Annotated in this window: 13 protein-coding genes; 10 read left to right on the top strand and 3 right to left on the bottom strand. The window is 63.1% G+C overall.

Going from position 1 to position 22963, the window contains the following annotated elements; genetic code table 11:
- Positions 1-5: 5 nt before the first annotated feature.
- Both ACQKEK_RS17460 and ACQKEK_RS17455 read right to left on the bottom strand, forming a co-directional pair.
- Complete coding sequence (locus ACQKEK_RS17460; RefSeq protein WP_499143900.1) at positions 6-155, bottom strand: hypothetical protein; 150 nt, start codon at positions 153-155, stop codon at positions 6-8.
- A 145-nt stretch (positions 156-300) separates the two neighbouring features.
- Positions 301-1149 (bottom strand): CAP domain-containing protein, encoded by an 849-nt coding sequence (locus ACQKEK_RS17455; RefSeq protein WP_499143901.1) that lies wholly within the window; start codon positions 1147-1149, stop codon positions 301-303.
- Between the two features lie 158 nt (positions 1150-1307).
- Here ACQKEK_RS17455 and ACQKEK_RS17450 point away from each other — a divergent pair, with 158 nt between their 5' ends.
- From ACQKEK_RS17450 to ACQKEK_RS17420, 7 genes are all read left to right on the top strand, one after another.
- Positions 1308-2009: a response regulator transcription factor gene (locus ACQKEK_RS17450; RefSeq protein WP_499143902.1), complete on the top strand. Its 702-nt coding sequence runs from the start codon at positions 1308-1310 to the stop codon at positions 2007-2009.
- Complete coding sequence (locus ACQKEK_RS17445; RefSeq protein WP_499143903.1) at positions 2009-3340, top strand: HAMP domain-containing sensor histidine kinase; 1332 nt, start codon at positions 2009-2011, stop codon at positions 3338-3340. Before ACQKEK_RS17450 ends, ACQKEK_RS17445 begins: the two co-directional genes overlap by 1 nt.
- A gap of 137 nt (positions 3341-3477) precedes the next feature.
- On the top strand, positions 3478-5451 hold the full coding sequence (locus ACQKEK_RS17440) for a ligand-gated channel protein (RefSeq protein ID WP_499143904.1): 1974 nt from the start codon (positions 3478-3480) through the stop codon (positions 5449-5451).
- Between the two features lie 179 nt (positions 5452-5630).
- A complete protein-coding gene (locus ACQKEK_RS17435; RefSeq protein ID WP_499143905.1) occupies positions 5631-5933 on the top strand; it encodes an iron transporter in 303 nt (100 codons plus the stop codon).
- On the top strand, positions 5930-7486 hold the full coding sequence (locus tag ACQKEK_RS17430; RefSeq protein WP_499143906.1) for a PepSY-associated TM helix domain-containing protein: 1557 nt from the start codon (positions 5930-5932) through the stop codon (positions 7484-7486). Before ACQKEK_RS17435 ends, ACQKEK_RS17430 begins: the two co-directional genes overlap by 4 nt.
- On the top strand, positions 7483-7818 hold the full coding sequence (locus tag ACQKEK_RS17425) for a DUF3325 domain-containing protein (protein WP_499143907.1): 336 nt from the start codon (positions 7483-7485) through the stop codon (positions 7816-7818). The genes ACQKEK_RS17430 and ACQKEK_RS17425 overlap by 4 nt, the downstream gene beginning before the upstream one ends.
- A gap of 316 nt (positions 7819-8134) precedes the next feature.
- The gene (locus ACQKEK_RS17420) at positions 8135-16681 is read left to right on the top strand and encodes a GH36-type glycosyl hydrolase domain-containing protein (RefSeq protein ID WP_499143908.1); all 8547 of its coding nucleotides are present in this window, start codon (positions 8135-8137) and stop codon (positions 16679-16681) included.
- Positions 16682-16804: 123 nt separating this feature from the next.
- On the opposite strand, the gene ACQKEK_RS17415 is transcribed toward ACQKEK_RS17420, so the two are convergent.
- Positions 16805-19039, bottom strand: coding sequence for a TonB-dependent siderophore receptor (locus tag ACQKEK_RS17415; RefSeq protein ID WP_499143909.1), 2235 nt, complete (start codon positions 19037-19039; stop codon positions 16805-16807).
- 318 nt (positions 19040-19357) lie between these two features.
- Here ACQKEK_RS17415 and ACQKEK_RS17410 point away from each other — a divergent pair, with 318 nt between their 5' ends.
- The 3 genes from ACQKEK_RS17410 (at position 19358) to ACQKEK_RS17400 (ending at position 22910) form a co-directional block, all read left to right on the top strand.
- Positions 19358-21358: a peptidase U32 family protein gene (locus ACQKEK_RS17410; RefSeq protein ID WP_499143910.1), complete on the top strand. Its 2001-nt coding sequence runs from the start codon at positions 19358-19360 to the stop codon at positions 21356-21358.
- Positions 21359-21520: 162 nt separating this feature from the next.
- Positions 21521-22297 (top strand): transporter substrate-binding domain-containing protein, encoded by a 777-nt coding sequence (locus ACQKEK_RS17405; RefSeq protein ID WP_499143911.1) that lies wholly within the window; start codon positions 21521-21523, stop codon positions 22295-22297.
- 202 nt (positions 22298-22499) lie between these two features.
- Positions 22500-22910, top strand: a complete 411-nt coding sequence (locus ACQKEK_RS17400) for a septal ring lytic transglycosylase RlpA family protein (protein WP_499143912.1) — start codon at positions 22500-22502, stop codon at positions 22908-22910.
- Positions 22911-22963: the final 53 nt, after the last annotated feature.

Raw genomic sequence — 22963 nt, 5'->3', positions numbered from 1 at the left:
GGCGGCTATCCGAGCGGGCTCTCTCCAGCATTCGGCTCGTCTTTGGGCTCTACCGTTTCATCCGGGTCGTTTTCGCCCGAATCAGGCGCGTCGCCATATTCGTCATAGTCCGGTGGGGTCAGGCCATCCTTGAGTGGATCGTTAGGGTCGGTCATGTCAGTGGTCCTGATCTGTTACGTGAAAGATGAACAGCTCAGTTGTTCGAACGCTCCTCTCAACGAAATGTTCGCAGGCGATCGAACAGGACCGAAAAAATACTCGCCATCGTGAAGGTCAGGCGTTGCGTTCGTGCGGCACCGGTTAGGGCGCGCCGAAGAGTGCGACCCAGTAGATGCCCGCATCGCTCTGGGGATCCACCGCATAGGCTGCACCCAGCTCGCTGAATTGCGGATTCATCAGATTGGCGCAGTGTCCTGGGTTCGCCAGCCAGCCTTCAACGATCTGCCGCGGTCGATCCAGCGCGGCTGCGATGTTCTGGGCGACCGGCGCACCGGGATACCCGGCCAGCTCCGCCCTGTCGCCCGGCGTTCGTCCATCCCCATCCAGATGGCTGAAGAAGTTGCCGTTGGCCATGGCTCGGCTGTGGGCCTCGGAGAGGCCGGCAAGCGTTGTGTTCCAATTAAGCGGAGCGGCTGCAGCGAAGGGTTTGCCAGCACACTGGCGCGCGCTGGCACGCACGCGATTGATTTCGTCGAGCAGCGCCTGCCCTTCTGCCTGCGCGTTTTTCAAATGCCCGCCGAGCATCGGCCGCGCCAGCACGATGCGCCAGTCGCGCCCCTCGCGACTGACGCCGATGTCGGCGTATTGCGGATCGAGCACCACGCGACAGAAGCTTTCGCGCAGCGCCTGCATCGCGGCTTGTACATCACGCGGCCCGGACAGGCTGACGGCCTGTACATTGGCCATCGGATAACCGTTGCGGGCCAATGAGCCCTGCAGATCACCGGCGCCGGTGGCAGGCAACACCAGGCGCGGGTCGGACGAAAGGGCCGTCAGCTCTTCACTCGCCCGGTCTTCGCAACGCTGCACTTCGCTGCGGTAGGCGTTGATCGTCTCGATCAATTGCGCCTCCTCCGCTGCGCTGGCCGCAATCGCAATAGCGCTGCCGGTGAGCGTTACCAGAAGCAGTGAGAGGGAAAGCAGGCGCATGAAGATCTCCAGATAGCACGGATGCGAACGCTGAAGATGCACCGGGCACGCCCCGGAAGTCGAGCCCATGTGGCGAACCAACCTTGAACCAAGGACCACGCTTGCCGTTCCGCACCTCCCGCAATCTATAATCGTTCTTATTTGCACCGGAACCTTGCATGTCCTCCTGCGCAGCTCGTCAGATACTGGCCATCGAAGACGACCCGATCCTCGGTCCTCACCTGAAAATCTCTCTGGAACAGCGTGGCTTTCACGTCACCCTCGCCGATGACGGCCCGACCGGTCTGGCATTGGCCAGCGAAGCGACGTACGACCTGATCCTGCTGGATGTGATGCTGCCTGAACTCAGCGGCATGGAGCTGCTGACCCGACTACGCGAGCAACGCCGCACACCTGTGCTGATGATGTCCGCGTTGGGCAACGAGGCGCACCGCATCCAGGGCTTCGACAGCGGCGCCGACGACTATCTGCCCAAGCCCTTCAGCATCGAGGAGTTGCAGGTGCGCATCGCGGCGATCCTGCGGCGGGTGGCCTATGAGCGCAGCGTACCGGCAGCGCCGAATCAGGATGCGGTGCGCTTCGATGACCAACGCAGCGACCTGCAGTACGAGGGGCGATGGGTCGGCCTGACAGCCACCGAATATCGACTGATGAAGGTCCTGCACGACGCCGCTGGCGAAGTGCTGAGCAAGCCGTTTCTCTACCAACAGGCGCTGCGTCGCGGCTATTCACAGCATGATCGCAGCCTGGACATGCATATCAGCAATATCCGCCGCAAGCTGGCGCGCGAACAGGTGGCAACCCTGCGCCTGGAGTCCGTGTGGGGCAAAGGCTACGTGCTAGAACTGCAGGCGAGCTGATGCCCAATCGTCATTCGTTGTTCTGGCGCCTGGTGGTGCTGGTTGCTGGGTTCTGTCTGTCGATGATCTGGGCCAGCGGCTACGTGAGCCGTTATATCGACAGGACCAGTTCATTTCTGTCTGAACAGGCGCGCGATACCCTCACCGGCTATGCGAGCGAAGCTCAAGCCGCTCTGCAAGCGGGCCCAGAGGCGATGGCGCAATGGCTGACAGTGATGAAGGAGCGTGAGCCGACTTGGCTGGTGGTGGTGGACGAACAGCTGCAACCTCTCGGCGGCCAGTCCTTGAGCGACGAGGAACGGCAGAGGCTCACGTTTGTGCGGCACTACGACTGGCCTATGAGCAGACGCTATGACGGCCTGCCCCTGGTGTCCGTACCGCTGGAGAGCACCGGTGCCCAGTTGATCATCCAACTGCCGGAACGATTCCGCCCCTGGCGTAACCATGCGTTGCTGACTGCGGGCGGTGTGTATCTGCCACTGGTGTTGCTGTCACTGCTGTTCTGTTGGCTGCTTTATCGGATGCTGGTTTCACCGCTGGACCGCCTGCGCCGACAGGCCAACGCATTACGCGGTAACCGCCTCGACTCGCTGCTTCCGCCCTCCATTGCGCGGCGCAACGATGAGCTGGGGGAGCTGGGCCGTTCACTGGAGTACCTCACGCAGCGTCTGCGCGATTCGGTCGCCCAGCAGCAACAGCTGTTACGCGATCTGTCCCATGAGCTGCGCACGCCATTGAGCCGGCTGCGTGTCGCCTGCGAGAGCGAGCTGAGCGCCGAAGACATGCGCAACCGCACCGAGCGTGAAATCAACAGCATGCAGCAACTGGTCGATAACACCCTGGAATTCGCCTGGCTGGACAGCGAGCAGCCCCGCTTCGAGTGCGAGCCTGTGGATGTGGCGGCGCTCTGGGACCTGCTATGCGAGAACGCTTGTTTCGAGGCCGGCTGGCCGCGTGAACGCATCCAGGCGCAGATACCGGAAGGCTGCCAGGTGCTCGGCAACCTCAACGCATTGGCGCAAGCCATGGAAAACATCCTGCGCAATGCCATTCGCTATTCCCCCGCGCACGGCGTGGTTGGCCTCACGGCCGCTCGAGACGGGGACAGCTGGCTTCTGCGCATTCAAGACCAGGGCCCGGGCGTGCCAGAGGCGAAACTGGCCGTCATCTTCAGGCCCTTCGCACGGCTCAGCGCAGCCCGCCCGGGAGGTGATGGCTTCGGGCTGGGTCTTGCCATCGCCCGCAGCATGGTGGTGATGCAAGGCGGTGCGATCTGGGCCGAGAACAGCCAACCCGGCCTGCGCCTGACCATTCGGTTGAAAACTGTATAGATTGTAAATGCGCTTTACTCTCAAATGAGAATACTTAGCATTGCGGTCGGCTGGCGGCTCGCACCGCGGCTCACAGGCATGCGCCATGTCGTTCATGGCCGCAGATGACGTAAGTATTCTCAGGGAGATGGCAGTACATGGTGACTTTCAATCGGCATCGGCTGGCTTGCGCGATCGCGGTAGCAACCTGGACGAGCTTGCCAGCCAACGCTGCAGAACCAGTCGAATTATCGAACGTCGTCGTGACCGCGTCAGGTTTCGAGCAACAGATCAAGCAGGCCCCCGCCTCCATCTCCGTGGTCACTCGAGAGGAGCTGGAAAACAAATCCTACCGCGACGTCACCGATGCCCTGCGGGACATTCCGGGCGTTGTGGTCACTGGCGGCGCCAGCTCCAGCGATATCAGCATTCGCGGCATGGCCTCCAAGTACACCCTGATCCTCATCGACGGCAAGCGTATGGAGTCGCGCGCGACGCGTCCCAACAGCGATGGCCCTGGCATCGAGCAAGGTTGGACGCCTCCCCTGGAAGCCATCGAGCGCATCGAGGTCGTGCGTGGGCCGATGTCCTCCCTGTATGGCTCCGACGCCATGGGCGGCGTGATCAACATCATCACGCGCAAGGTGGCCGACACCTGGCGCGGCGGCGTGCGGACCGAAAAGACCTTCCAGGACCGCTCCGATTCCGGTGATTACCACACCCTTAACGGCTATCTCTCCGGCCCCCTGGTCGACGGCCTGCTAGGGCTCCAGCTCTATGGACAGACGTCTCGCCGGGACGAAGATGACATCCCTCGCGGGTTCAACGAGCAGAAAACCGACAGCGCAACGGCCAAATTGTCGTTCACGCCGAACGAGGCCAACGACATCGTTCTGGAAGTGGGCAAGACCGAGCAGGAACGCAACGCCAGCGTGGGCCGGTCCGGTACGGGTAACAGCGATTCGCTGTCGGATTACGAGCGTACTCATTACTCGATCAGCCATACCGGGCGCTGGGATTCGGGCCAGTCGGAAAGCTACGTGCAGCAGGAGCGCATCGAGAACCCGGGTCGCGAGATGGAGCTGGAGAACAGCGTCTTCAATACCCAGACCTCGCTCTTCCTGGGTGACCACATCGCCACGCTCGGCGGCCAGTACAAATACGAAGATCTTTCGGACAAGGGCAACCAGTTGGCTGGCGCCGAAGACGTGACCCAACTGACGCGCTGGTCCTGGGCGCTCTTTGCCGAAGACGAGTGGAGCCTGACCGACAGCTTCGCACTCACCACCGGCCTGCGTATGGATCGCGATGAAAACTACGGGACTCATTGGTCGCCGCGCGTTTATGGCGTATGGCAAGCGGCCGAGCAATGGACAGTAAAAGGCGGCGTATCCAGTGGCTATCGCTCGCCGGATATTCGCGCCGCGGTGGATAACTGGGGGCAGATCACCGGTGGTGGTCGGGGCGACCCGGCCGTGATCGTGGGCAACTCGGCGCTCAAGCCAGAGGAAAGCCTGAGCCAGGAAATCGGCGTGCTGTGGGACAGCCTGAACGGTGTCTCGGCGGGCGTGACAGTGTTCAACACCGACTTCGAAGACAAGATCACCGAGCTGCGCCGCTGCTCGGACACCACCGGCAATGCGTCGGGCCAATGCGTCGTCAATGGCGAGGCTTACCGCTTTATCAGCGATCGCGTAAACGTCGACGAAGCACGCATGCGCGGTGTCGAGGCGACTTTCGACTGGGCGATCACCGAAACCATATCCCTGGGCGCCAACTACACCTATACCGAATCGGAGCAGCGCAGTGGCGACTTCCGCGGCGAGCCGCTGAACAAGATGCCCAAGCACATGTTCAACACCATGCTGGACTGGCAAGCCAGCGACCGCCTCGGCACCTGGGCGCGACTCAATTACCGCAGCGAAACCTCCGAGTACCTGTCGCGCACCAGCATGGCGGAAAGCACCCCTTCCTACACGCTGGTTGACCTGGGCGGTACCTATGACGTGAACCGCAACGTCAAGCTGCTTGCTGGCGTCTACAACATTTTCAACGAGCAGATTGAATACGACAGCTACGAAACCGTGCTCGACGGGCGTCGCTACACCCTGGGGGTGAGCGCTTCGTTCTGAGGAGTCGTGAGGGAGGCGCCTTGCCAACTGGCGTCTCGCTTCGATCCCTAAGACTGGCGTAGCGAGCATCAGTTTGGACGGGGCGCATGGGCGTCCCCCGGATCATCACAAGACCGATGCCCAGCCGGCGTTTACGACGGTTGGGCATTTTTCGTAAGACTCTCACTGGGAAGCCCGTCGTGACCCGTTCTGCCATTCAATCGCGAAGCGCCTGGCCTGCCATCGCGGCCCGCACCGCACTGGCCCTTCTCGGCGGTTACGCCTTCACCTATGCCTTTACTGCCGCGCTGGCGCGGCTACTGCCGCTCGACCCGGTGGACGCCGTCACCGCTGCTTCGCTGCTGTCGTTCGTGGTGTATCTGGTGTTCATGCTTTGGGTTTTCGCTGCAGCGTCGTTGCGGCGGGTGCTGGTCGGTGTCGGTTTGACTTTGCCGCTGGCCGCCATCGGTTTCTGGCCGCAGCTGATGGAGGTGCTGAGATGAAAGGCAGCCTGACGCAATCGATGTCCTGGCTGCACACCTGGTGCGGGCTGCTGCTTGGTTGGATGCTGTTCGCCATCTTTCTCACCGGCACCCTGGCGGTGTTCGACAAGGAGATCAACTGGTGGATGCAGCCGGAGCTGACCGACCAGGCGCTGTCACCTGCCGCGGCGGCCAATGTGGCGCAGCGCTGGCTGGCAGAGCGTCACCCCGGCGAAACGAACTGGAACATCAGCCTGCCCACCGCGCGCGCGCCTGATCTGGCCGTCTCGGTCGGTGAACGGCGCCGCGGCGGTGGCGGTGTCACTCATCTCGACCCGTTGAGCGGGGAGAAGATCGAGCCGCGGGAAACCATCGGCGGCAACTTCTTCTTCCATTTCCATTACACCTTGCACCTGCCGCGCACGCTGGGCGTATGGGTGGTGGGGTTCGCGGCCATGGCGATGCTGGTGGCGCTGATCAGCGGCATCATCATTCACAAGAAGATCTTCAAGGAGTTCTTCACCTTCCGCCCCGCCAAAGGTCAGCGATCCTGGCTCGACGCGCATAACGCCAGCGCCGTCCTGCTGTTGCCGTTTCACCTGATGATCACCTACACGGGGCTGGCGATCTTCTTTCTGCTCTATATGCCAGCGGCGGTGAACGCCCTGTACGACGGTGATCGCCAAGCCTATTTCCGCGATGGGCAATCGGGCCAAGCAGTCGAGCAGACGCCGCGAGGCGAAGGCCGTGGCAGCAAGGCCGTCTCGGCGCCGCTGCGCCCGCTGAGCGAGATTGTCAGCCAGGCCGAGGCCCACTACGGTCAAGGCATGATCGGCAGCCTGGCGGTGAGCAATCCCGGGCGAGCCAATGCCCAGGTCACGGCGCGCCCCGTGCTGGGCAACCGCATCGAACTGACCAAGGGCGAAGGCATGCTGTTCGACGGCGTCAGCGGCAAACTGATCCAGGCGCCTGAGCCTTCACGCACCAGCCAGCTGACCCAACGTGTGTTGGCGGGCCTGCACTTCGCGCAGTTTGGCGGCTATCCGATGCGCTGGCTGTACTTCATCTGCGGCCTGATCAGCTGCGCGATGATCGGCACGGGGCTGGTGCTCTATGCGGTCAAGCAGCGCAAGCAGGCCAAGGCCAACCTGCATTTCCTGCGCGTAGTGGAAAGCCTCAACGTAGCGGTGGTCGCCGGGCTTCTGCTGGCCTGCATCACGCTTCTATGGGGCAACCGCCTGCTACCGGCAGAACTGGCTGCACGTCAGGACTGGGAGCTGCGGCTGTTCTTCGGCGTCTGGGCGCTCAGCTGGCTGCACGCCTGGCTGCGCAGACCGCTGTTGGCCTGGCGGGAACAGCTCATGGCGGCTGCATTGCTGGCTTTAACTCTGCCGGCGCTGGACCTGTGGAGCGCCCAGGGCACGCTGGACGTCATGCGACTGTCCCTGCTGGCAAGCGTGGCTTCGATGGGCCTGCTGCTGGGCTGGACCGTTTGGAAAATCCCGACGGTCATCGCCGCCCGAAATGCCCGTTCGGCTCGCCTTGGTCGCCCCGCTGCCGGAGCCTCCTCATGAACGCTTCCGCGCTGTCCGCCAGCCTCCTGCTCGCTTACGCCGGCATGCTTGGCTTTTGCCTGGGTAAAGAGCGTCATTGGAAGCAGTTGGTCAATCCGCGCGTGCCAACCTGGCTTCGTCGCCTATGTGCCCCGTTGGGCGGGCTCCTGCTCGGGCTCGCGATATACGCGTCCTGCCAGGTCTGGCCCGGCGGCATGGCGGTGGTTGGCTGGTTCGGCCTTATCTCACTGGCTGGCTTTGCCTTGCTGTTATTACTTCCCTACGCGCCGCGTCTGGCCGTGAGCCTGCCGCTATTGGGAGGACTGGTTTGGGCAGCCGCTGCCCTCACCTGACCACCGGGCAAAAACGCCTCTCAACCAAGCACCGACAATAAAGCCGACGTTGCTGTATCGTGAGCCCATTGCTGCGACAGCATTCTTCCTGCAAGCGGGGCGGCCTTTACGCCCTTCCGCTTACATGGCTCGCCGAATCTTGACGCCTCTGCCACACCGCCATGCGGTGTGGCGTATTCACGAGGCCGTGCGGCGATTTGGCAGAAACCGGCAATCGGTTTCCCGTTGTTCCGAAAGCTTGCCGCCGTGGTTCCTCTCGACAGGATCCGGCGCCTCTACGCCTGCTCCCCTATATCCGCTAGTCGGACAGGCGCACATGACCTCAGTTTTCCGTCACATTCTCGGACGCCACCAGCGCTCGCCCCTCTGGAACGACCGTGCGCCCGTGCGCGACGAGCTGTTCGGTATCGAACGGCTGGAACACCATGCCCGTAGCCTGGCCGCGGCCCAGCCCGTCACCGACACCCCACCCGCCGTCATGCCACTGCATGCGCGGCTGAACGACAACGCGGCGGTATTGCTGGCAGCTTATCGCGCCAGCGCCGCGGAGCTGGAAAGTGGGCGCAGCGTGGTGCCCGCCGCAGAATGGTTGCTGGACAACTATCACCTGGTCGAAGCGCAGATCCGCGAGATTCGTGACGACTTGCCACCGGGCTTCTACCGCCAGTTACCGAAGTTGGCCGAAGGCCCCTTCACCGGTTATCCGCGCGTGTTCGGCATCGCCTGGGCGTTCGTCGCCCATACCGACAGCCATTTCGATCCTGAGACGCTGCGCCGCTTCATCAGCGCCTACCAGCAGGTCCAGCCGTTAAGCATCGGTGAGTTGTGGGCGGTGGCGATCACCCTGCGCATCGTGCTGATCGAGAATCTGCGGCGCCTGAGCGATCAGATCACCGACGGACGTGCTACCCGTGCTGCGGCCGATGACATGGCCAGCCGGTTGCTGTCGGCCGTCTCTGCGAAAAAAGCGCTGGAGGACGAAATTGCCTCGCGTGGTAACGCGCCGATGTCCGAAGTGTTCGCGGCGGAGCTGGCCAAACGGCTACGCGACCAGGACCCGAATACCACACCTGCTCTGGGTTGGCTGGAAGAGTTACTGGGTCAGCAGGACAGCTCCATCGATCAGGTGGTGCAGCATTCGCAGCAACGCCAGGGCGCGTCCAACGTCAGTGTGCGCAATGTGATGACCAGCATGCGCCTGATCTCGGATATCGACTGGACTGAACTGTTCGAGAGCGTCAGCCTGGTCGACGCGCGACTGCGTGCCAGCAGCGCCTTCGCCATCATGGACTTCCCTACTCGCAACCTGTACCGCAGCGCCATCGAACAACTGGCGCGCGGCTCCAGCGCGACCGAGCTGGACGTCGCCAGCGCCGCACTCAGCGCCGCAGCGGCTGCCCCCACGCACGATCTCGCGCAGGACGAGCGCGTGGGCGATCCGGGCTATCACCTGATCGGCGAGGGCCGCCTGGCCCTAGAACGCAGCATCGGTTTCAGCCCGCCGCTGGGATTGCGCCTGAGCCGATTCCATATTCAGCTCGGGATCGTCGGCTATGTCGGCTCGATTCTGCTGGTGACCGCGCTGCTGCTGTCGGTCGGCCTCCAAGCGCTAACCAGCGTCGGCGTTGGTGCCGGATGGCTCGCACTACTGGCCGTGGTCGCATTCCTGCCGATTACCGATGTGGCCACCACGCTGGTCAACCGCCTGGTGACCTGGCGCTTCGGAGCCATGACCCTGCCCGGCCTGGACCTGACCACCGGCGTGCCGCAATCGCTACGCACCCTGGTCGCCGTGCCCACCTTGCTCACCAATGAAGCGGACCTGCTGGAACAGATCGAGCGTATCGAAGTGCATCACCTGGCGGGCGCTGGTGGTGACCTCACCTTCGCGCTGCTGACCGATGGGCTGGATGCCGAGTCGGAAACCATGCCTGGCGATGCGCATTTGCTCGCCGTCGCCGTTGGCGCCATTGCCGCCCTCAACGAACGTTATGGCCCGGCACCTGGCGGCAGCCGATTCCTGATTCTGCACCGCCGGCGCCAGTTCAATCCCAGCGAGGGACGCTGGATGGGCTGGGAGCGCAAGCGCGGCAAGCTGCATGAGCTGAACCAGCTGCTGCGCGGCGCCACCGACACCAGCTATATGCCGTTGGCCGGTTGCACACAGCAAGTGCCCGCCGATGTGCGCTACGTGATCACGTTGGACGCCGACACCCGGCTGCCGCGCGATGCCGCCATGCGCCTGATCGGCAAGATGGCGCATCCGCTCAACCGACCGCGCTTCAGCGTGCCCGAACAACGGGTTATCAACGGCTACGCGATTCTCCAGCCACGCGTGACCCCTTCACTGCCAGTGGGCCGCGAAGGCTCGTTCTATCAGCGCGTGTTCTCCAGCCCGGGCGGCATGGACCCCTACGCCGCGGCTGTCTCTGATGTCTATCAGGACCTGTTCGGCGAAGGCTCGTACACCGGCAAGGGCATCTATGACATCGATGCGTTCGAGGCGGCACTCGCCGGTCGGGTACCGGAAAACACCATGCTCAGCCACGACCTGTTCGAGGGCGTCTTTGCTCGTGCAGGGCTGGCAACGGATGTGGAGGTGGTCGAGGAGTTTCCGTCGCGCTATGACGTCTCCGGTAAGCGTCAGCACCGCTGGACCCGTGGCGACTGGCAGCTATTGCCGTGGATATTCGGCGCCCGCAGCGGCACTCAGGCGCTGCCGGATATTGGCCGCTTCAAGATGCTCGACAACCTGCGCCGTTCATTGGTCGCACCGCTCACCCTGCTCGCATTGACGCTGTGCTGGCTGCTGCCTCTCCCGGCCGCGCTTGTCGGCACCTTACTCATACTCGCGACGATGGCCATTCCCGCCGTACTGCCGATCTGCTTCGCACTGTTGCCCGCTCGCAGCGGCATTTGCATGCAAAGCCACCTGCGAAGGCTGCGCGACGACCTGCGCCTGGCCGCCTCGCAAACAGGGTTGAACCTGGTCTTTCTACCGGACCAGGCCTGGCGCATGGTCGATGCCATCGTGCGCACGCTGTCTCGCCTATCGTCCCGACGCAATCTGCTGGAATGGACCACTGCCGCCCAATCGGCGATCAGCCCGCGCCTCAAGCTCAGCGGTTTCTATCGCGGCATGGCCGGCGGCACGGCCTTGGGCGTCGGCGCTGCGCTCTTCGCGCTGCTGATCGCTCCCGGCTCCTGGCCCGTGGTGCTGCCCTTTGCCCTGCTTTGGCTGGGTGCACCCGCCATCGCCCTGTGGGCGAGCCGCTCACCGCGCATCGCTCCGAGCCAGAAACTCGCCGAACCGGACGCCGAGGAGCTGCGCCTGATCGCCCGACGCACCTGGCGCTTCTTCGAAACCTTCGTCACGCCGGCCGACAACATGCTGCCGCCGGACAATTTCCAGGAAGACCCCAAGCCAGTCGTCGCCCGCCGGACCTCGCCCACCAACATGGGCCTTTACCTGCTCTCGGCCATCACCGCGCGTGATTTCGGCTGGGCCGGCACCCTACAGACCCTCGACCGTCTGGAAGCAACGCTGGACAGCATGAGCCGTCTGCAGCGCCACCGCGGCCACTTCTTCAACTGGTACGCCACCGAAGACATGCGGGCGCTTGAGCCGCCTTATGTGTCGGCCGTGGACAGCGGCAACCTTGCCGGCCACCTGATCGCCCTCGCCAATGCCTGCGAGGAATGGCTCGACGCACCCACCGCACCGAATGCACGCGCGGGCCTGCAGGACACCCTGGTATTGATTCGCCAGGCTATGACCGCGCTGCCGTCCGCCAGTGGCGAGCGTGGTCGACCTCTGGCCGAACTGCTCGACGAGATCAGCGCGCAGCTCGGCGAAGAGCAGGCGCTCGACACGCTGTCCGCGACGCTCCAGCAACGGGCCGAAAAGGCCGCTCGCCTGGGCCTGGAACTCTGCCCGCCGGGTGAAGACGACGCGTCGTCCGACCTGCGATTCTGGATCGACGCATTGGGCCAGACCCTGGCCGAGCATGCTCGCGACCGCCAGCTACTAGGCCAGACGCTGAGCGATGCGCAGGCACGCCTGCGCGAGCTTTCCCGCGTGACCCGGCAGATGGCGCTGGACATGGATTTCGCCTTTCTGCTCGACCCCGAACGCAAGCTGTTGTCGATCGGCTACGGACTGGCCGAGAACAGCCTCGACCCGAGTTGCTACGACCTGCTGGCTTCCGAAGCGCGTCTGGCCAGCCTGTTCGCCATCGCCAAAGGCGACGTGACCACGCGCCACTGGTTCCGCCTGGGCCGCACCGCGACGCCGCTGGGTAATGGCTCGGCGCTGATTTCCTGGTCGGGCTCGATGTTCGAATACCTGATGCCCTCGCTAGTCATGCGTGCGCCGGCAGGCAGTCTGCTGGAGCAGACCAACAGCCTTGTGGTGCAACGTCAGCAAGGTTATGGCAACGACCGCAACGTCCCTTGGGGCGTATCGGAGTCGGCCTACCACGCACGTGATATGGAATTCACCTACCAGTATTCCAACTTCGGCGTGCCGGGCTTGGGCCTCAAGCGCGGGCTGGCGGAGAACCTGGTCATCGCGCCCTACGCCACCGGCCTTGCCACCATGGTCGATGCCCCGGGCGCGCAAGCGAACTTCCGCCGCATGGCAGCGATGGGCGCAGTCGGCCGCTACGGTTTCTACGAGGCACTGGACTTCACCCCGGCGCGACTGCCGGACGGCCAATCGTTCGTCATCGTGCGCAACTACATGGCTCACCATCAGGGCATGACCATCGTCGCCATCGCCAACACCCTGCTGGACGGGCCGATGCGCGCCCGCTTCCATCGCGAGCCGATGATCCAGGCCTGTGAACTGCTCCTGCAGGAGCGCATGCCGCGTGACGTGGCCATCGCCCATCCGCGCGCCGAAGAAGTGAAGATCCGTGCTGTCGAGGGCAGCGGCGATCCGCAAGCCCTGCGCCGGCTCAACGCGGCCGCCGCCGGGGCCGCCCCTGTCACCCACCTGCTCAGCAACGGCCGTTACGCCGTGATGATCACCGCCGCCGGCGCAGGTTACAGCCGCTGGCGTGATATCGCGGTGACCCGCTGGCGTGAAGATGCCAGCCGTGATGACTACGGCTCGTTCATCTTCCTCCGTGATACGGCAGACGGCCGCGTCTGGCCGGCGGGCGGGCAGCCCTTCGGCAGCGATGCTCTGAGCCATGAGGTGATATTTGGCGAGGATCGGGCCGAGTTCATTCGTCACGACAAGGACCTGTCCACCACCCTGGATGTGCTGGTGTCCGGTGAGGATGACGGCGAAGTACGCCGCGTCTCCCTCGCCAACAGCGGCCCTGACGCTCGCGAGATCGAGCTAACCTCCTACAGCGAAGTGGTGCTTACGACGCCATCCACCGACAACGCGCACCCGGCCTTTGCCAAGCTCTTCGTAGTCACCGAATACCTGCCCGAGTTCGGCGCGCTGCTGGCCACTCGACGCCTGCGCAGCGAGGGCGAGCGCCCGATCTGGGCGGCGCATTTCGCGGTGGCTGAAGGCGAAGTCGTAGCCGATCCGCAGTATGAAACCGACCGTGCCCGTTTCATTGGCCAGCGGCCAAGCGTTGCCGCCGCTGCGGTCGTTGCCGAAGGGCTGGCGCTGTCGAATACGGTGGGCACGGTCCTCGACCCCATCTTCTCGCTCAAATACCGGGTCAAGGTCGCACCGGGCAAGGTTGCCCGCGTCGCCTTCTGGACCCTGATCGCCGGCTCGCGGGAAGAGCTGCTGAACCTGATCGAGAAACATCACGACCGCAGCGCCTACGACCGCGCCAAGACCCTGGCCTGGACCCAGGCGCAGGTGCAGCTGCGCCACCTGGACATCAAGCCGGCTGAAGCGGCCGACTTCCAGCGCCTGGCCGCCCCCATCCTCTATGCCGACCCGCAATTCCGCGCGCCATCGGCGGCAATCATCCAGGGCGCCGGTGCACAGTCCGGCCTCTGGCCGCATTCGATCTCCGGTGACCTGCCCATCGTGCTGCTGCGCATCGACGACGTTCAGGACATCGCCCAGGTACGTCAGCTGCTACGCGCCCACGAATACTGGCGCATGAAGCGCCTGGCGGTGGATCTGGTGATCCTCAACGAGCACGCCAGTTCCTACCTGCAGGACTTGCAGATCGCCATCGAAACCGCCGTGCGCAGCAGTCAGTCGCGTCCGCGCTTCGGCGCCGAACTCGCTCAAGGCACGGTGTACATGCTGCGCGCTGACCTGCTGAGCACCGAGGCGCGTGCGCTACTGCGCAGCGTGGCTCGTCTATCGCTAATCGCTCGCCGCGGTCCGATTGCCAATCAGCTGGCCAATCAGTTGATCGCTTCGCAAGCGCCAGCTGATTTGCCACGCCTGGCCGGTAGGCAATCGACAGCAATTGCCACTTCGGCTATCGCACAGCCATCGGCTGCCGAGATCTCCCGGCACCTTGAATGTTTCAACGGCCTGGGCGGTTTCGACAAGGATGGCCGCGAGTACGTAACCCTGCTGGAAGCGGACGCCAACACACCCGCGCCTTGGATCAACGTGATCGCCAACCCGCAGTTCGGCTTCCAGGTTTCAGCGCAAGGCAGTGGCTATACCTGGGCTGAAAACAGCCGGGAGAACCAACTCACGCCTTGGTCCAACGACCCGGTTACCGACCCTTGTGGCGAAGCTTTTTACATCCGCGATATGGACAGCGGCGCGCTATTCAGCCCCACCGCTCAGCCGATCCGTGACGGCGGGCTCTACATCGCGCGGCACGGGCACGGCTACAGCCGCTTCGAGCACCAGGCCGACGGCATCGCCATGGACCTGCTCGAATATGTGCCGCTGGCCGATCCCATCAAGATCTCCCGCCTGACCTTGCGCAACCTATCGGCCGTGCCGCGCAGGCTGTCGGTCACCCGCTACAGCGAATGGGTGCTCGGCACGGCACGCGGCGCCAATGCGCCCTACATCATCACCGAGCGCGACGAGAGTTGCGGCATGCTGCTGGCGCGCAATCCCTGGAGCAGCGCCTTCCCCGGCCGCGTGGCCTTTGCCGACCTTGGCGGTAGTCAAACCGGCTGGACCGCCAATCGCCGCGAATTCCTCGGCCGCAACAGCGGCCCCGCTACGCCAGCGGCGCTTCTCGCGGGTGCGCCCCTGTCGGGAATCACGGGCGCCGGCATGGACCCTTGCTCGGCCTTGCAGACAAGCATCGAACTGGCTGCCGGCGAAAGCATCGAGATCGTCGCCTTTATCGGCCAATGCTCGTCGGCAGAGGCAGCCCGAGCACTGGTCGAACGCTATCGCCAGTCGGATCTGAACGCGGTGCTTTTGGAAGTCACCGAGCACTGGCGCACCGCACTGGGTGCCATTCAGGTGAAAACCCCGGACCGCACGATGGACATCATGCTCAACGGCTGGCTGCTCTATCAGACCCTTGCCTGCCGCATCTGGGCGCGCTCGGCGTTCTACCAGGCCAGCGGCGCTTATGGCTTCCGCGACCAGCTGCAGGACGGAATGGCACTGACCTTCTCGCGGCCCGAGGCTACTCGCAGCCATATCCTGCGCGCGGCGAGTCGCCAGTTCCCCGAGGGCGACGTACAGCATTGGTGGCTGCCGCACTCCGGTCAGGGCGTGCGTACGCGCATCTCCGATGACCGTGTCTGGCTGTCGTTCGCCACCGCGACCTATATTCAAGTTTCCGGCGACGCGGCGATCCTCGACGAGCCGGTGACCTTTCTCGAAGGGCCGCTGCTCAAGCCCGGCGAACACGACGCCTTCTTCCAACCGATGATGGCCGGCGATGCCGCGCCGCTGTTCGAGCACTGCGCGCGTGGCCTGGATCAGTGCCTGGAACTGCACGGCGAACTCGGCCTGCCGCTGATTGGCGGCGGTGACTGGAACGACGGCATGAACCGCGTTGGCGAACACGGCAAGGGCGAAAGCGTCTGGCTCGGCTGGCTGCTCCTGCGCACCATCGAGCTCTTCGCGCCGCTGGCCGATCAGCGAGGCACCGTGGCGGACGCGCAACGCGCAACGCGCTGGCGTGAACACGCCGTGGCGCTCACCGATTCGCTGGAAGAAAAGGCCTGGGATGGCGAATGGTATCGCCGCGCAACCTTTGACGACGGCACCTGGCTGGGATCAAAGGACAGCGACGAGTGCCGCATCGATTCCATTGCCCAGTCCTGGGCGGTGTTGTCAGGCGCGGCAGACCCCGCCCGTGCAAAGCAGGCCATGGCTTCGGTGCGCAAGCACCTGATCCGCGAGGACGACGGGCTGGCGCTGCTGTTCACCCCGCCATTCGACAAGACGGAGAAGGAGCCCGGCTACATCAAGGGTTATCCGGCGGGTCTGAGAGAAAACGGCGGGCAGTACAGCCATGCCGCGATGTGGGCCATGCTCGCCTTTGCCAAGCTCGGCGACGGTGATGCAGCGTGCCGCATGTTCAGGCTGCTCAACCCGATCAATCACGCGCTGACACCTGAAGAGAGCCGACGCTACAAGGTCGAACCCTATGTGGTGGCAGCGGACGTCTACGGCGTTGCTCCGCACAACGGCCGCGGCGGCTGGACCTGGTACACCGGTGCGGCCGGCTGGATGCACCGCGCGGGCGTCGAAGGCATCCTCGGTATTCGTCGTGAAGGAGAATGGTTGATCGTCGACCCGTGCATCAGCAGTCAGTGGCCCGGATTCGAAGCCACCATCACCCTGGGTGAAACCCGCTATGCCATTCGCGTGGAAAACCCTGCTCAGGGCAATCACGGCATCAAGCATGCGCAGTTGGATGAAGAGGCACTCGAGTGTGCAGACGGGTATGTACGGCTCGCGCTGGATGGGAGGGAGCATCGCGTGGTGTTGAGTCTGTAGGCAGAGACTGCAGTGGCTTAATGCTAGGCCTAGCAGTAACGAAAAAGCCCCGGCCTTTCGGTCGGGGCTTTCCTTTAGCGCTCCACGGATGGCCTAACGGGCCGGCGCTCAAAATCGCTTCGGTCAGAAGCGGTACTTAGCAGATGCAGTGACGCTACGGGGAGCTCCGTACGTCAGGGCACCGTAGGCTTCGAACATATCGAAGTACTCCTCGTCGGTCAGGTTGTCGACGTTCAGCTGGGCGGTGAGGTTGTCCGTCACCTCGTAGCGAGCCATCAGGTTAACCAGCGCATAGGCTTCCTGCTCGATCTTCTCGCGGTTGCCGGCTGGGCTGGTGGCGTAGGTGTAGATGCTTTCCTGCCAATTCACCCCGCCGCCGACGGTGAGCTTGTTGAAGGCGCCCGGCAGGCGATAGGTCGTGAAGGTGCGCAGCAGCTTGGTCGGGAAACGCGTGCTGCGGGCGTTACCGTCCGGGTCTTTAACCTCGAACTGGGTGTAGCCGGCCATGAGATTCCAGCCCGGTGACAGCTCGCCGGAAACTTCCAGCTCGAAGCCCTCGCTGGTCACATCGATGGCCTGATAGGCAAACTCACCGGCCATGCCACCCGGAACGGGCACACCCGTGCTCTCGCCCAGGCCATCCTGCTTGATCTTGAATATCGCCGCAGACGCATTCAACCGGCCTTCGAAGAACTCGGCCTTCAAGCCCGTCTCGTAGCTTTCACCAATAATGGACGCCAGCTGCTGCCCGGTGATGTCACGCCGAGCTTGAGGCTGGAAGATATCGGTATAGCTGGCGTAGGCCGAGAGGTTCTCGGTGAGGTCGTAAACGATACCGGCGTACGGTGTCAGTTCGTGCTCATCCAGACGGGAGGGCGATGTGAACGGAGTGTCGTCGCTGGTCTTCTCGTAGCGGTTGTCGCGCGCGCCAAGGATCACTTTCAGGTCGTCTGTCACGCTCAGACGGGTTACACCGTACAACCCTTTTTGTGTCAGGTCGCCGTAACTGTAGGGCGTCAACCCTCCCCAAATCGGCGCCTGAAAGTTTCCTTCATAGGCATCGAAATTGGCGACACCACCAAAGCCGCTCTGCGCGGCGCGAGAATCGGCATTGAAGTCCTGCTGGCTATAGATGTAGCCGAAGGCGACCTCATGCTCACGCCCGAACAGCATCACAGGCCCGCCAAGGCGGATGCTGTAGTCGTCCTGCACGGTCTCAGTCTTATAGGAGCCAGGAAATGAAAACATCGGCGAGCTGCCGTCCCGCCCTGGGTTTCCAGAAAGATACAGAAGGTAGGAGTCGGAATCGCGTTCGCCGCGGTTGTAGCTCAGGTTCATCTCCCAGTCGTTGGCGAAGCGGTGGTCCAGGTTGACGAAGTAGGTTTCGTATGTGCTGTCCCATTTGCTCCACTTGGCGGAAGTGGTTTTGGAGCGGCTCCAGTTCGTGCGGCTGCCGTCTGCGTACCAGATCGGCAACCCGCCCCACATAGGCGAGTCGGAATCGTTTTGCTGGCGGCTCAAGCCGAACCACAGTGTGGTATCCGGGGTGAGGTCGACGTCAATGGTGCCGTAGAAGGTTTCGCGTTCTTTCGATTTCAGATCGATCCAGCTATCACCTTCGTTATATTCCCCAACCAACCGCGCACGCACTGTGCCGGCTTCGTTCACGGCAAAGGAGATATCTCCTTGCGTGCCGTAGGTATCCCAACTTCCAGCGCTCACCTCGACCGAGCCGGTCAACTCGCGGCTGTTCGCGCGTTTGCGAACCAAGTTGAGCGAAGCGGACGGCTCGCCCGCCCCCGCCATCAGGCCGTTTGCACCGCGCACCACTTCCACGCGGTCATACATTGCCAGGCTGCTGAACATCTCGCCCGAGCTCCATGGCTGCTCCCAGATCGTCGGCACACCATCGATCATCAAGGAGTTGATCTCGAAACCGCGCGCGTTGAACTGCGCCCGATCGGTTTCGTAGCGATTGACCGACACGCCAGTGGTGTTGTTGACCACATCAAGGATGGTTTGCATGTCCTGATCTTCCATCCGCTGCTGCGTTATTACGCTGACAGACTGCGGCGTTTCGCGAAGAGACATGCTGAGTGGCGTGGACGTGCGTGCAGCACCCGTAGTGTAGGACCCGGTCCCTTCCGTCACGTCTCGCACCGCCTCACCGGTGACAGTGACAGCGTCAAGGGTGGTTGCGTCGTCCGCTTCAGTTGCAGCGGTCTCCTGTGCGTATGCAGGCATGCTTGCCAGGACGGCACCAGCTGCGAGTAGGTGAACGACCAGTGCGAGCGGTCGGAGGGCGAGCTTCGGGCATCCAGCGGCTGGAGCTAGCTGGGCAAGCGTGTTGGTCGGCATCTGTCAGCTTCCATGGAATATGATTGATTCTACGAATCGTTCGCATTATATGTTCGCATCTTGCCTTGCTGGAAGCCCTTGATTACACATGCGAGCAGGCCGGCAAACTGAACCGCAGATTTTTAGAAGCCGCAGACGAGCGTCTGATAACCATTGAAACCAAGCCAGGCTGCTCGCAATTGGCGACGTAGAGAGGCTGACGCGGGTCAGCTCTATCCAGCGTGTTTAAGGTCCTTGGTCTACTCGCCCAGCGGCCAGTCCCAAATGGCCCGTAAGTCTTTACAATGCGCGGCTTCCATCTGCACCCGGTCCGCGCTCATGTCCTTGCCCCAACATCATCTCGAACTGCTCTCCCCTGCCCGGGACACGACCATTGCTCGCGAAGCCATCCTGCATGGCGCCGATGCGGTGTACATCGGCGGGCCGAGTTTTGGGGCGCGGCACAACGCCGAGAACAGCGTGGCGGACATTGCCGAGCTGGTGAAATTTGCGCATCTGTTCCACGCACGGGTATTCGTCACGATCAACACCATCCTCCATGACGACGAGTTGGAAGCGGCGCGGGCGCTGATCTGGCAGCTGTACGAGATTGGTGTCGATGCGCTGATCGTGCAGGACATGGGCGTGATGGAAATGGACATCCCGCCAATCGAGCTGCACGCCAGCACCCAGACCGACATCCGCACCCTGGAGCGCGCCAAATTCCTCGACAAGGCCGGGTTCTCACAGCTGGTGCTGGCCCGCGAGCTGAATCTGCAGGAAATCCGTGCGATCAGCGATGCCACCGATGCGACGATCGAGTTCTTCATCCACGGCGCGCTGTGCGTGGCGTTCTCCGGTCAGTGCAACATTTCCCATGCGCAAAACGGCCGCAGCGCCAACCGTGGCGATTGCTCTCAGGCCTGCCGCCTGCCCTACACGCTCAAGGATGACCAGGGCCGCGTCGTTGCCTTCGACAAGCATCTGCTGTCGATGAAGGACAACAACCAGAGCGCCAACCTGCGCGCGCTGGTCGACGCCGGCGTGCGCTCGTTCAAGATCGAGGGGCGCTACAAGGATGTGAGCTACGTGAAAAACATCACCGCTTACTACCGTCAGCGACTCGACGAGATTCTCGAAGACCGCACCGACCTTGCCCGCGCCTCCAGCGGCCGCACCGACCATTTCTTCGTACCGGACCCGGACAAGACCTTCCACCGCGGCAGCACCGATTACTTCGTGACCGACCGCAAGATCGACATTGGCGCCTTCGACTCGCCGACCTTCACCGGTCTCGCCGTGGGCGAAGTGCTCAAGGTTGGCAAGCACGACCTGACGGTGCAGACCCGTGAGCCGCTGTCCAATGGCGATGGTTTGAACGTGCTGATCAAGCGCGAAGTGGTGGGTTTTCGTGCCAGTGTGGTCGAGCCGCTTGGTCAGCTTGAAGAGGACGGTCAGTCGCTCTGGCAATACCGCGTGAAGCCTAACGAGATGCCCGACGCGATCCGCCAGCTACGTCCGAACCATCCGCTCAACCGCAACCTGGACCACAACTGGCAGAACGCGCTGCTCAAGACGTCCGCCGAGCGCCGCATCGGCGTGCGTTGGCTGGCCAAGCTGCGTGCCGATGAGCTGGAGCTGCACGTCACCAGCGAAGAAGGCGCCTATGCCAGCGTCTCGCTGGCCGGCCCATTCGGCGAAGCGAAGAAGCCGGAACAAGTGCCTGGCCAGATCGCCGACCTGCTGAGCCAGCTGGGCACCACGATCTACCACGCCGAAGAAGTGGACGTGGATGCGCCGCAGGCCTTCTTCATCCCCAACTCGCAACTCAAGGCCCTGCGCCGCGAAACCATTGAGGCGCTGACCGAAGCCCGCGAAGCGATTCGGCCGTTAGGCAGTCGCAAGGCCGTCAGCGTACCGCCGCCGGTCTACCCGGAAGCGCACCTGTCGTTCCTCTATAACGTCTACAACGAGAAAGCCCGCGCCTTCTATCACCGTTACGGCGTGCAACTGATCGATGCGGCCTACGAGGCCCATGAAGAAACCGGCGAAGTGCCGGTGATGATCACCAAGCACTGCCTGCGTTTCTCCTTCAACCTCTGCCCGAAACAGGCCAAGGGCGTGACCGGCGTGCGCACCAAGGTTGCGCCCATGCAGCTGGTGCACGGCGATGAGGTGCTGACCCTGAAGTTCGACTGCAAGCCCTGCGAGATGCACGTGATCGGCAAGATCAAGGGCAACATCCTCAACCTGCCGCAGCCGGGCAGCGCCAGCAGCGTGGTCGGCCACATCACCCCGGCCGATTTGATGAAGACCATTCGTAGCAAGCCGCACGCCTGAGATAGATAATCCGCGGCTGCCGACGTGCAGCCGTGGCAACTCTCCACTCAGTTAAACCTTGTGAGGCCGGTCCGCAGTCCGGTACGTTCGACATGCCCGCTCCAACTGACGGGCCAGAACAATAACCGCGGCCGCCCAGGCATGCCCTTGCAAGGAAACACCATGAGATCTCTGATTGCGGCTGGCATCTTGCTGGCCAGCGGCGCGGCCTTCGCCGCGCCCTCCTCCTCGGTGCTCGATGAAGCCCAACAGCGCGGTACGCTGAAGGTCTGCACGACTGGCGACTACAAGCCCTACACCTTTCTGCGCGACGACAAGCGCTACGAGGGCATCGACATCGCACTCGCTGAGTCGCTGGCGAAGTCCTTGGACGTCAAGATCGAGTGGGTACCGACCACCTGGAAGACGTTGATGCCAGACTTCCTCGCTCAATGCGACATGGCCGTGGGCGGCGTTTCCATTTCACTCGAGCGGCAAAAGAAGGCCTTCTTCAGCAATCCGATCACCGTGGACGGCAAGATCCCCTTCGTCCGCTGTGATGAGGTCGAGAAGTACCAGACCATCGAGCAGCTCAACCAGCCCTCGGTGCGCCTGATCGAGCCGCCAGGCGGCACCAACGAAGCCTTCGTGCGTCGCGAGCTGCCCAAGGCGCAGCTGGAGCTGTTCCACGACAACACCGTGATCTTCAAATCCGTCGCCGATAACAAGGCCGACGTGATGATCACCGACTCGTCGGAGGCGCAGTATCAACAGCGCAACTACCCGACTCTGTGCGCGGTTAACCCCGACAAACCCCTGCAGTACAGCGAAAAGGCCTTCCTGCTGCCCCGCGGTGATGTGGCCTTCAAGGCCTACGTCGATCAGTGGCTGCACTTGACCAAGGCCACTGGAGAATACCAACGCATCGCTGACGCCTGGCTCGCCAAACCGAGCGAGTAAGCGCGCCGGGGCGGACCCAGGCGATCGGGTCCGCTGTGCATTACACCGCTCGGCTTGCAACATCCCCGGTGCGCGAGCGCTGATCACTGAAGCACGATTGACCTCGAAAACTTACTGGCACCGATACACTCTTAATGGCACCGCGCCTTGCCGTTCCGTACGGCGCTGCCCGGATCTCTCATGACGAAGACAAGGATCGACGATGCTCATAAGGCCAGCCGTTTGGTTGTTCACCCTGCTCATGGTCGTAGCACTTGCAGGCTGTACCACTCCGCGACCGAAGACCCCCTCGCCGCAGGAAGTGCCCACCGAGACGGGCGCGCTGATCGGTTCAGGCAAGGCCTCATATTACGGCAACCAGCACCACAACAAACTGACCGCCAGCGGCGAGCGCTTCGACCAAAACGCGCTGACAGCGGCTCATCGCACGCTGCCGTTCGGCACTCGGGTACAAGTCACCAACACCCGTAACGGCCAAAGCGTCGTGGTGCGTATTAACGACCGCGGGCCATTCGTCCGAGGACGGATTATCGACCTATCGAAAGCGGCGTTTGAGCGCATCGCCAGCGCTCGCGCCGGCGTAATCCGGGTGCGCTTGGAGCGGGTCGACTGACGCACACGCACCGAACGACGTTGGTCATCAAGTATGGAAGTGGCGTGCCGATA

It is taken from the genome of Pseudomonas sp. NPDC077408 (assembly GCF_050269105.1).
Classification (GTDB): Bacteria; Pseudomonadota; Gammaproteobacteria; order Pseudomonadales; family Pseudomonadaceae; genus Stutzerimonas.
Note: the sequence above shows the minus strand (reverse complement) of the source record. Positions and strands in the feature narration are given on the sequence as shown.

Bases quoted from the DNA above. Each gene is read 5' to 3' on its own strand.
- ACQKEK_RS17460 (WP_499143900.1), bottom strand. From the start codon at position 155: ATGACCGACCCTAACGATCCACTCAAGGATGGCCTGACCCCACCGGAC.
- ACQKEK_RS17455 (WP_499143901.1), bottom strand. From the start codon at position 1,149: ATGCGCCTGCTTTCCCTCTCACTGCTTCTGGTAACGCTCACCGGCAGC.
- ACQKEK_RS17450 (WP_499143902.1), top strand. From the start codon at position 1,308: ATGTCCTCCTGCGCAGCTCGTCAGATACTGGCCATCGAAGACGACCCG.
- ACQKEK_RS17445 (WP_499143903.1), top strand. From the start codon at position 2,009: ATGCCCAATCGTCATTCGTTGTTCTGGCGCCTGGTGGTGCTGGTTGCT.
- ACQKEK_RS17440 (WP_499143904.1), top strand. From the start codon at position 3,478: ATGGTGACTTTCAATCGGCATCGGCTGGCTTGCGCGATCGCGGTAGCA.
- ACQKEK_RS17430 (WP_499143906.1), top strand. From the start codon at position 5,930: ATGAAAGGCAGCCTGACGCAATCGATGTCCTGGCTGCACACCTGGTGC.
- ACQKEK_RS17425 (WP_499143907.1), top strand. From the start codon at position 7,483: ATGAACGCTTCCGCGCTGTCCGCCAGCCTCCTGCTCGCTTACGCCGGC.
- ACQKEK_RS17420 (WP_499143908.1), top strand. From the start codon at position 8,135: ATGACCTCAGTTTTCCGTCACATTCTCGGACGCCACCAGCGCTCGCCC.
- ACQKEK_RS17415 (WP_499143909.1), bottom strand. From the start codon at position 19,039: ATGCCGACCAACACGCTTGCCCAGCTAGCTCCAGCCGCTGGATGCCCG.
- ACQKEK_RS17410 (WP_499143910.1), top strand. From the start codon at position 19,358: ATGTCCTTGCCCCAACATCATCTCGAACTGCTCTCCCCTGCCCGGGAC.
- ACQKEK_RS17405 (WP_499143911.1), top strand. From the start codon at position 21,521: ATGAGATCTCTGATTGCGGCTGGCATCTTGCTGGCCAGCGGCGCGGCC.
- ACQKEK_RS17400 (WP_499143912.1), top strand. From the start codon at position 22,500: ATGCTCATAAGGCCAGCCGTTTGGTTGTTCACCCTGCTCATGGTCGTA.